We start from the raw sequence: 8,073 nt of genomic DNA on the forward strand, positions 1-8,073 counted from the left end.
CGTCATGAAGTATCTGGACGAGTTCAGCGATCCACAATTGGCCGGCAAGCTGATCGAGGAGATCAAGGCGGTCACCACCCGGCGCTGGTCGATCATGGAAGTATGTGGTGGACAGACACATTCGATCATCCGCCACGGCATCGACCAGCTCCTGCCCGACGAGATCGAGATGATCCACGGGCCCGGCTGCCCGGTGTGCGTCACCCCGCTGGAGATCATCGACAAGGCCATGGAGATCGCGTCCCGGCCCGGGGTGATCTTCTGCTCGTTCGGCGACATGCTGCGCGTTCCGGGCAGTGACAAGGACCTGTTCCGCGTCAAGAGCGAGGGCGGCGACGTGCGGGTGGTGTACTCGCCGCTGGACGCGCTGACGATCGCCCGCGACAACCCGGACCGCCAGGTGGTGTTCTTCGGCATCGGATTCGAGACGACGGCGCCCGCCAACGCGATGACCGTCTATCAGGCCAAGCGCCTGGGTGTCGAGAACTTCTCGCTGCTCGTCTCGCACGTGCTGGTGCCGCCAGCGATCGCGGCCATCATGGAGTCCCCCACCTGCCGGGTGCAGGCGTTCCTGGCCGCCGGTCACGTGTGCAGCGTGATGGGGACCGAGGAATACCCGTCGCTGTGTGAGAAGTACGAGATCCCGATCGTGGTCACGGGTTTCGAACCGCTGGACATCCTCGAAGGCATCCGGCGGACGGTGCTGCAGCTGGAGTCCGGGCGCCACGAACTGGAGAACGCCTATCCCCGCGCCGTGCGGGCCGAGGGCAACGCCGCGGCCCGGCGCATGCTCACCGACGTCTTCGAGGTGACCGACCGGGGCTGGCGCGGCATCGGGACCATCCCCGACAGCGGGTGGCAGCTCTCGCCCGGCTACCGCGACTACGACGCCGAACACCGCTTCGCCGTCACCGGTATCCACACCGCCGAGTCCGCGGTGTGCCGGTCCGGCGAGGTGCTGCAGGGGCTGATCAAACCGCACGAGTGCGCGGCCTTCGGCACGCTGTGCACCCCGCGGAATCCGCTCGGCGCCACCATGGTCTCGTCCGAGGGCGCGTGCGCGGCGTACTACCTGTACCGGCGGCTCGAGGTGAGCCATGCCTGACACCCCGAGCATCGATATGGAGCAGTGGGTGTGCCCGGCGCCGCTTCGCGACGCGCCGAACATCGTGATGGGCCACGGCGGCGGCGGGGCGATGTCCGCCGAACTGATCGAGCACCTCTTCCTGCCCGCGTTCGGCTCGGCGGCCGACGCGGGCATGGGCGACTCGGCCGTCATCGAGGTCGGCGACGTCCGGCTGGCCTTCTCCACCGACTCGTTCGTGGTGAAGCCGTTGGTCTTTCCCGGCGGCACGATCGGTGACCTGGCGGTCAACGGCACCGTGAACGACCTGGCGATGGCGGGCGCGACGCCGATGGTGCTGTCGACGGCGTTCATCCTCGAGGAGGGCACCGCGCTGGACGACATCGCCCGCGTCGCCCACGCCGTCGGTACGGCCGCGCTGGCCGCCGGGGTGAAGCTGGTCACCGGTGACACCAAGGTCGTCGACACCGGCCACGGCGACGGCATCTATCTCAACACCTCGGGCATCGGACTGATCGATCCGGGTGTCGACATCCGCCCGCAGCGTGCCGCGCCCGGTGACGTCGTGATCGTCAGCGGTGAGATCGGGGTGCACGGGGTGGCGGTGATGAGCTGCCGGGAAGGCCTCGAATTCGCCACCTCGATCGCCAGCGACACGGCGCCGCTGAACGGCCTGGTGGCCGCGATGATCGGCACGGGAGCCGACCTGCACGCCCTGCGTGACCCGACGCGTGGCGGGATGTCGGCCACGCTCAACGAGATCGCCAAGGCCGCAGGGGTCGGCGTGGCACTGGAGGAGACTGCGCTGCCCGTCCCGCCCGGTGTGCGCGACGCCTGCGGGCTGCTGGGCCTGGACCCGCTGTTCGTCGCCAACGAGGGCAAGCTGGTCGCGTTCGTCGCGCCCGAGGACGCCGACCGGGTACTGGCCGCGATGCGCGCCCATCCGCTGGGCGCGAAGGCGGCGGTGATCGGCCGGTGCGTCGGGGAGCATCCCGGCATGGTGGTCGCGCGCACTGCGCTCGGCGGCACCCGGGTGGTGGATCTGCCGATCGGCGAACAGCTTCCGCGGATCTGCTGATGAGCGGCGCCGTCGATCAGCGCGTCGCGCCCGGCCATGCCACGTTCGGCCGGTTCGCCTACCCGCCGAACGAACTCGGCTACTGCGGACCGGCAGGTGTCGCGGTGCCCGACCTGGCGGCGCATGCGCAGGAGTTCGACGGAGCCTGGCCGTATCTGACGGCGATCGCCGATGCGGCGGGCATCGCCGACCCGCTCGACGAGGAGGTGGTGAGCGCCTACTGGATCGGCGGGCCGCTGCTGGACCGCGTCGATCCCGGCGTCCTGCTCGCGGGTCTCCGCCATGCCTTCCGCGGACAGGTCACCGGCCTGCTGGCGGAAGTGCCGGACACGGCCGAGGTGCTGGCCCACCACAGCCTGCACGTGCTCGCGGTCTATCCGTGGGTGCGATTCCTCGACCGCGATGCCGGCACACCGGTGCGGGTGATGCAGAGCTGTCGCATCCGCTGGGGCACCGTCGAATCGGTGACCGGCGAGGACGCGGTCATCACGTCCCGGCCGCTGACCTTCGAGGCGGATCGGCTGCGACTCGGCGATCCGCGGGCCGAGCGGGTGCGCTGGCACCGCAACGGCACGTCCCTGACCGCCGCACCCGCGCCCGGCGACGCGGTCGCGGCGCACTGGGACTGGATCTGCGGAACGCTCACCGCCGAGCAGACCGCGGCGCTCGACGCGGCGACGCGCTCCACCCTCGCCGTCGTCAACACCACAAGGAGTTCCATGCCGCCACAGCGCGGAGATCGTGAGGAGAAGTGATGAACACACCGGGAAGCCCCATGTCCGCCGAGCCCCAGGAAGAGCGGGGAGCGCCAGGATCGCGCGACACCGGATCGGACCAGCCCTCGGGCGGTCCGACGGACCGGCCGTCGGGGAAGGTGGAGGGCGACGAGTCCGTGCCCGCCCACGACGAAGCGGGCAAGCCGCGGCAGACCGGCGGCGACAAGACCGAGTCGCCGCCCTCGGACGCCAAGCCGGCCGTGCCGCCGTACGAGGGCAGACAGACCGAGGCGAAGCCGGACGGCGGCGGCGGTGGGGACAGCCCCGAACGCACCGGCGGCGCCGTCAAACCGGTCACCGAAGGGCAGTGAGCTGAGCCCTCACCACTGATCGCGCGGCACGTCGAAGTCCGCGCACAACGCCCGCCACACGTCGCGGGGTTCTGCGCCGTCCTCGATGGCCTGCGCCGCGGTCCGGCCGCCGAGCGCAGCCAGCACATGATCGACGAGCAGCGACTGGCCACGAACGGAGCCGAACTGTCCGTCGACCAGTTCCCGGAATTCCGTCAGGCGCACGCGACCAATTTACGCCGGAGCGGCGAGCGCCTCGTGGCACACCCGTACCGGATCGGCGACGGCGCCCGCCGACGCACCGGCCGCGCGGGCGGCCGCCGAGTAGCGCGGCGACGACAGCACCTGCCGGACCGCGGCCGTCAGCCGGTCGGCGTCCAGAGGTCGCACCAGCTCCGCACTGCCTTGGCGCACAATGCGATTGGCGATCTCCCACTGATCACCGCCACCGGGCACCACCACCATCGGAACCCCGGCCAGCAGTGTCTTGGACACCATCCCGTGCCCGCCGCCGCAGATCGCCAGGTCGGCGTGCCGCAGCAGCTCGTCCTGGCGGCCCAGCCCGACCGCCGCCCACGGCGGCACCTCGCCGTCCGGTCCGGCCAGCCGCGACACCACCACCCGCGACCCTTCGGGCAGCACGTCGCCCGGTGTCAGGTGGGCCAGCGCCAGCTCGGCCAGGCCCTGGGTGCCGGTCGTCGCCGTCGAAGGCGCGACCACCACCAGCGGACCCGTCCCGGGCGGCACGTCGAGCACCCGGTCCGTCGGCTCGAAGTGCAGCGGCCCCACGACGACGGCTTCCTGCGGCCAGTCCGGCCGCGGCACCTCCAGCGCGGGAAGGGTCGCGATCAGCCGGCGCAGCGGGCCAGGGTCGTCGGCCGGCAACCCGATGTCGACCCGCACCGCCGACCGCTGCTGCAGTCCCGCTCGCCACGATCGGGCGGTCAGCGTGCGCATCACCGCATCGCGCAGCCGCCCGCGGACCCCGACACCGGGCGCCAGGCCGCTGCCCAGCGGCGGCAGACCCTTGGACGGCCGGTACAGCGGATGCGGATTGAGCTCGATCCACGGCAGGCCGAGCAGTTCGGCGGCCAGTCCCCCGCACGCGGTGATCACGTCGGAGACGATCAGGTCGGGCGACAGGTCCCGCAGGCGCGGCACGTTGATGACCGCCATCCGCGCCGCCCGCTGGTGGATCTTCGCGCCGGCGTCGGTGTCGTCGTCGACGTCGATCGGGTCGAGGCCGGCCAGTTCCACCGCCTCGACGCCGGCCGCGCGGGCGGTGTCCAGCCATTCGACGCCGGTGAGCAGCACCGGGCTGTCGCCGGCCGCGGCGAACCGCAGGCACAGTGCCAGCGCGGGGAAGGCGTGCCCGGGGTCGGGTCCGGCAACCACGGCGACGCGCACCGCCCCACCCTGCCACAGCCGGTGACTAGGCTGACCACCATGACGGAGACCACACCGGCGCTGGACAGCACCGCCAATGCACGCACGGTCGAGACGTTCCTGTACGCCCTGCAGGACGAGGACTTCGACGCCGCCGAGGCGGCACTCGCCGAGGGCATCGTGTGGCAGAACGTGGGCTACCCGACGATCCGCGGCCGCGACCGCATCGTCAGCCTGTTCCGCCGCGGCCAGGGACGGATGCGCTTCGAGGTCAAGATCCACCGCAACGTCGCCGAGGGTGACACGGTGCTCAACGAGCGGACCGACGTGCTGGTGTTCGGCCCGGTGCGGGTGCAGTTCTGGGTGTGCGGGGTGTTCGAGGTGCACGCCGGGCAGATCACGCTGTGGCGGGACTACTTCGACAACGTGACCTTCTTCAAGGGTGTGGCGCGGGGGCTGCTGGGCGCCGTGATCCCGGCGCTCCGTCCGACGCTGTAACTCCGCGATGGGCAACCCCGCCACCGGTCCCCGGCCCAACCTGCTGCAGTACATCCCGTACTGCTACGGGCGGCGTCTGCCCGATTCCATGCGGAGGTGGGTGGCCGAGGACCTGGCGGGTGAGGGCGCTGCCCGGCGGATGATGTTCCGGGTGTTCCTGCCGGCGGTGGTGGTTTTGGCGCCGTTCTGGCTCATCCCGACGACGCTCGACGTGCATCTGAGCATGACGCTGCCGATCCTCATCCCGTTCGTGTACTTCTCGCACGCGCTGAACAAGGTGTGGCGCAGGCACATGCTGCGCAAGCACGGGCTCGATCCCGGCCTGGTCGACGTGATCGCCCGCCGCAAGAACGCGCACGTCCACCAGGCCTACATCGACAAGTACGGGCCGCGCACCGGCCCGCATTCGAGCCACGACATCTAGCGGCTCAGGTCCTGCGCAACCGCCCAAGCTCGTCGAACGCCTGCGCCCAGCCGTTGAGCCGATCGGTCGCGTCCACCAACTCGTCGCGGTGGCGCCGGGCCGACAACGGCGAACTCGACATCGACCCGCTGTTGGCGGCCGAAACCAGTTGCGCTGCCGCGGTGACCATCTCGTGGTACTGGCGGACACCCTGATCCATCTGCGCGGTGAAGGCGGTGATGGTGGGCGCCAGGTGGGCGCGGGCCTGCGGCGCCGAACTGACCGCCCGCTCCATCGACACCACCTCGGCCGCGGTGGCTGCCATGGTCGCCGCGGAGTGCTCGGCCGCCGCCCGGAGTTCGCGAAGCTCGTCGGCCGGCAGCATCCGCCCCCGCTCGAGCACCCCGAGCAGCGACAGCAGACCCCGCTCGGCGTCGACCAGTGCGGCCATCGGCCTGCGGGCCGCGGAGTTCCACGGCGGCAGCCGCCTGCTGCCGCGCGTCCGTTCCGGGGGCAGCGGCGTCGAGCGCAGCCACCGGTACCGCAGCAGGCACAGCGTCGCGAGGAACGCAGCGCCCGCCGCGATCGGCGTCGGGATCAGCAGCGCCCAGGCCGGGGTGCTCCAGGACGCCAGCACGACGGTCACCAGCACCCAGAACACCGCCGAGACGACGAAGAACAGGCCGAGCCGCAGCGCCCAGCGGCGCTTGCGCAGCGCCTTGGCGCGGGGATCGGCGGCGGCGTGCAGCTTCTCGGCGAGCACGTCGGAGAACTCGGCAGCGGTGTCGATGCCGCGCTGCACGCTCGAGCGCACGACGGGGTTCCGATACAACTTGGGTGTCGTCCGGGATGTCATGCGCTGATCCCTTCCAGAGCTATTGACTGAGCGGATTCTCGGGGGTGGCCTGGTTCGGGTTGGCGGCAGGGGTGGCGGGCGTCGAGCTCGCCGCAGGGCTGCCGCCGGCGGGAAGGGCGTCGCCGCGCATGGACGCGCGGATCTGCTCCAGCCGGGAGTGCCCGGCCATCTGCACGCTGGCCTGCTGTACTTCCATCATCCGGCCCTGCACGGAGTTCTGCGCGAGCTCGGCCTCACCCATCGCGGTGGCGTAGCGGCGCTCGATCTTGTCGCGGACCTCGTCCAGGCTCGGCGTGTTGCCGGGTGCGGCCAGTTCGCTCATCGACCGCAGCGAGGTGCTGACCTGCTCCTGCATCTTGGCCTGCTCCAGCTGCGACAGCAGCTTGGTGCGCTCGGAGATCTTCTGCTGCAGCATCATCGCGTTCTGCTCGACGGCCTTCTTGGCCTGGCCTGCGGCCTGCAGCGCCTGGTCGTGCAGCGTCTTGAGGTCCTCGACGCTCTGCTCGCCGGTGACCAGCTGCGCGGCGAACGCCTCGGCGGCGTTGTTGTACTCGGTGGCCTTCGCGGCGTCACCGTTGGCGACGGCCTGGTCGGCCAGCGTCAGCGCCTGGCGGACATTCACCTGCAGCTTCTCGATGTCGGCGAGCTGCCGGTTGAGCCGCATCTCCAGCTGTCGCTGATTGCCGATCACCTGGGCGGCCTGCTGGGTCAGCGCCTGATGCTGGCGCTGCGCATCCTCGATCGCCTGCTGGATCTGCACCTTCGGATCGGCGTACTCGTCGACTTTCGAGTTGAAGAGCGCCATGAGGTACTTCCACGCCTTGACGAACGGATTGGCCATGAGTTCGCTCCGCCTTAAGAGTCGTTGTTCGTGTCTTCGGTCCGGGTCGCCGTCGAGGCCATCATCGCCGCGACGGGGCGCCCGCAGTTCTCCTGTGCCAACTTATCGGTTTCACGCACGTCACCACACCCCTGCGGGCGTTTTGCGCGGTCGCAGGCCGGTCTCGGACTCAGGCGACCGCCATGGAGACGACCTGCGGGATGACCACCTTGGTGCTGACGTCGATGTTGGCCGTGCCGGCCGGGGCACGGGTCGCGGCCGCGTGTTCCTGACCTGCCATCTCGTGGCCGGCGTCGGACAGCACCCGCGACAGCGGCACATCGAGCGCCCCGCAGATGGCGCCGAGCAGCTCGCTGGACGCCTCCTTGCGGCCGCGCTCCACCTCGGACAGGTAGCCCAGGCTGACCCGGGCGGAGTCCGACACCTCCCGCAGGGTGCGGCCCTGTGATGTCCGGGCACGGCGCAGAACCTCACCGATCACCTCGCGCAGCAATGCCGCCATGTGCCCTCCTCTTTCGCCGGAAGCGTCCTCGTCGTACCGACGTCGTCGTTTCAGACGTCATGAAGTAGAACGCCGCGGTTCGCCGGGCGGTTCCCACATCGTCATCACTATTTGCCGCGGGCGCCGCGGATCACTGGGCTTCGACGATCACCCGCAACCGGCCGATCGCCTCGTTGACCGCCGCCACCCTGACGTCCCACCGCGACCCGGACAGGTTCAGCTGCACCACGACGGTGTCCACCGGCCCGGCCAGGCCGAGGAAGACGGTGCCGACCGGATGCCCGCCGTGCGGTTCCGGGCCCGCCACACCCGTCAGGCCGACACCCCAGGTCGCCCCGCAGCGCTGGCGGGCCCCGACG

Annotated in this window: 12 protein-coding genes; 6 read left to right on the forward strand and 6 right to left on the reverse strand. The window is 70.8% G+C overall.

Going from position 1 to position 8,073, the window contains the following annotated elements:
• Window positions 1-4 precede the first annotated feature (4 nt).
• From hypD to Q2100_RS12815, 4 genes are read left to right on the forward strand one after another with little or no spacing between them, the layout of a single operon-like run.
• The gene (gene hypD / locus Q2100_RS12800) at window positions 5-1,105 is read left to right on the forward strand and encodes a hydrogenase formation protein HypD (RefSeq protein WP_264011363.1); all 1,101 of its coding nucleotides are present in this window, start codon (window positions 5-7) and stop codon (window positions 1,103-1,105) included.
• Entirely contained in the window at window positions 1,098-2,162 is a 1,065-nt protein-coding gene (gene hypE, locus Q2100_RS12805; protein ID WP_302914354.1) for a hydrogenase expression/formation protein HypE, read from the forward strand. The genes hypD and hypE overlap by 8 nt, the downstream gene beginning before the upstream one ends.
• A complete protein-coding gene (locus Q2100_RS12810) occupies window positions 2,162-2,917 on the forward strand; it encodes a DUF6390 family protein (protein ID WP_302914355.1) in 756 nt (251 codons plus the stop codon). The genes hypE and Q2100_RS12810 overlap by 1 nt, the downstream gene beginning before the upstream one ends.
• Window positions 2,917-3,249 (forward strand): hypothetical protein, encoded by a 333-nt coding sequence (locus Q2100_RS12815; RefSeq protein ID WP_302914356.1) that lies wholly within the window; start codon window positions 2,917-2,919, stop codon window positions 3,247-3,249. The genes Q2100_RS12810 and Q2100_RS12815 overlap by 1 nt, the downstream gene beginning before the upstream one ends.
• 9 nt (window positions 3,250-3,258) lie before the next feature.
• On the opposite strand, the gene Q2100_RS12820 is transcribed toward Q2100_RS12815, so the two are convergent.
• On the reverse strand, window positions 3,259-3,453 hold the full coding sequence (locus Q2100_RS12820) for a DUF3046 domain-containing protein (RefSeq protein WP_264011366.1): 195 nt from the start codon (window positions 3,451-3,453) through the stop codon (window positions 3,259-3,261).
• Between the two features lie 9 nt (window positions 3,454-3,462).
• Window positions 3,463-4,635 (reverse strand): glycosyltransferase, encoded by a 1,173-nt coding sequence (locus Q2100_RS12825; RefSeq protein ID WP_302914357.1) that lies wholly within the window; start codon window positions 4,633-4,635, stop codon window positions 3,463-3,465.
• 39 nt (window positions 4,636-4,674) lie between these two features.
• Between Q2100_RS12825 and Q2100_RS12830 the strand changes: the two genes are divergently transcribed.
• Together Q2100_RS12830 and Q2100_RS12835 are read left to right on the forward strand one after the other, a co-directional pair.
• Complete coding sequence (locus tag Q2100_RS12830) at window positions 4,675-5,112, forward strand: limonene-1,2-epoxide hydrolase family protein (RefSeq protein WP_302914358.1); 438 nt, start codon at window positions 4,675-4,677, stop codon at window positions 5,110-5,112.
• A 7-nt stretch (window positions 5,113-5,119) separates the two neighbouring features.
• On the forward strand, window positions 5,120-5,536 hold the full coding sequence (locus Q2100_RS12835; protein WP_302914359.1) for a DUF5313 domain-containing protein: 417 nt from the start codon (window positions 5,120-5,122) through the stop codon (window positions 5,534-5,536).
• Between the two features lie 4 nt (window positions 5,537-5,540).
• Here the strand turns inward: Q2100_RS12835 and pspM are convergent, their stop codons facing one another.
• The 4 genes from pspM to Q2100_RS12855 form a co-directional block, all read right to left on the reverse strand.
• Window positions 5,541-6,371, reverse strand: coding sequence for a phage shock envelope stress response protein PspM (gene pspM, locus Q2100_RS12840; RefSeq protein ID WP_302914360.1), 831 nt, complete (start codon window positions 6,369-6,371; stop codon window positions 5,541-5,543).
• Between the two features lie 19 nt (window positions 6,372-6,390).
• A complete protein-coding gene (pspA, locus tag Q2100_RS12845; RefSeq protein ID WP_264011372.1) occupies window positions 6,391-7,212 on the reverse strand; it encodes a phage shock protein PspA in 822 nt (273 codons plus the stop codon).
• A 169-nt stretch (window positions 7,213-7,381) separates the two neighbouring features.
• Window positions 7,382-7,714, reverse strand: coding sequence for a transcriptional regulator ClgR (clgR, locus tag Q2100_RS12850; protein WP_302914361.1), 333 nt, complete (start codon window positions 7,712-7,714; stop codon window positions 7,382-7,384).
• A 130-nt stretch (window positions 7,715-7,844) separates the two neighbouring features.
• Window positions 7,845-8,073, reverse strand: a 229-nt coding sequence (locus tag Q2100_RS12855) for a CinA family protein (protein ID WP_302914362.1), incomplete at its 5' end; no start/stop codon positions are given.

The organism is Mycolicibacterium arseniciresistens (assembly GCF_030519285.1).
Taxonomy (GTDB): Bacteria; Actinomycetota; Actinomycetes; order Mycobacteriales; family Mycobacteriaceae; genus Mycobacterium; species Mycobacterium arseniciresistens.

Coding starts and splice junctions, on each gene's coding strand:
- hypD (WP_264011363.1), top strand. CDS start 5: ATGAAGTATCTGGACGAGTTCAGCGATCCACAATTGGCCGGCAAGCTG.
- hypE (WP_302914354.1), top strand. CDS start 1,098: ATGCCTGACACCCCGAGCATCGATATGGAGCAGTGGGTGTGCCCGGCG.
- Q2100_RS12810 (WP_302914355.1), top strand. CDS start 2,162: ATGAGCGGCGCCGTCGATCAGCGCGTCGCGCCCGGCCATGCCACGTTC.
- Q2100_RS12815 (WP_302914356.1), top strand. CDS start 2,917: ATGAACACACCGGGAAGCCCCATGTCCGCCGAGCCCCAGGAAGAGCGG.
- Q2100_RS12830 (WP_302914358.1), top strand. CDS start 4,675: ATGACGGAGACCACACCGGCGCTGGACAGCACCGCCAATGCACGCACG.
- Q2100_RS12835 (WP_302914359.1), top strand. CDS start 5,120: ATGGGCAACCCCGCCACCGGTCCCCGGCCCAACCTGCTGCAGTACATC.
- pspM (WP_302914360.1), bottom strand. CDS start 6,371: ATGACATCCCGGACGACACCCAAGTTGTATCGGAACCCCGTCGTGCGC.
- pspA (WP_264011372.1), bottom strand. CDS start 7,212: ATGGCCAATCCGTTCGTCAAGGCGTGGAAGTACCTCATGGCGCTCTTC.
- clgR (WP_302914361.1), bottom strand. CDS start 7,714: ATGGCGGCATTGCTGCGCGAGGTGATCGGTGAGGTTCTGCGCCGTGCC.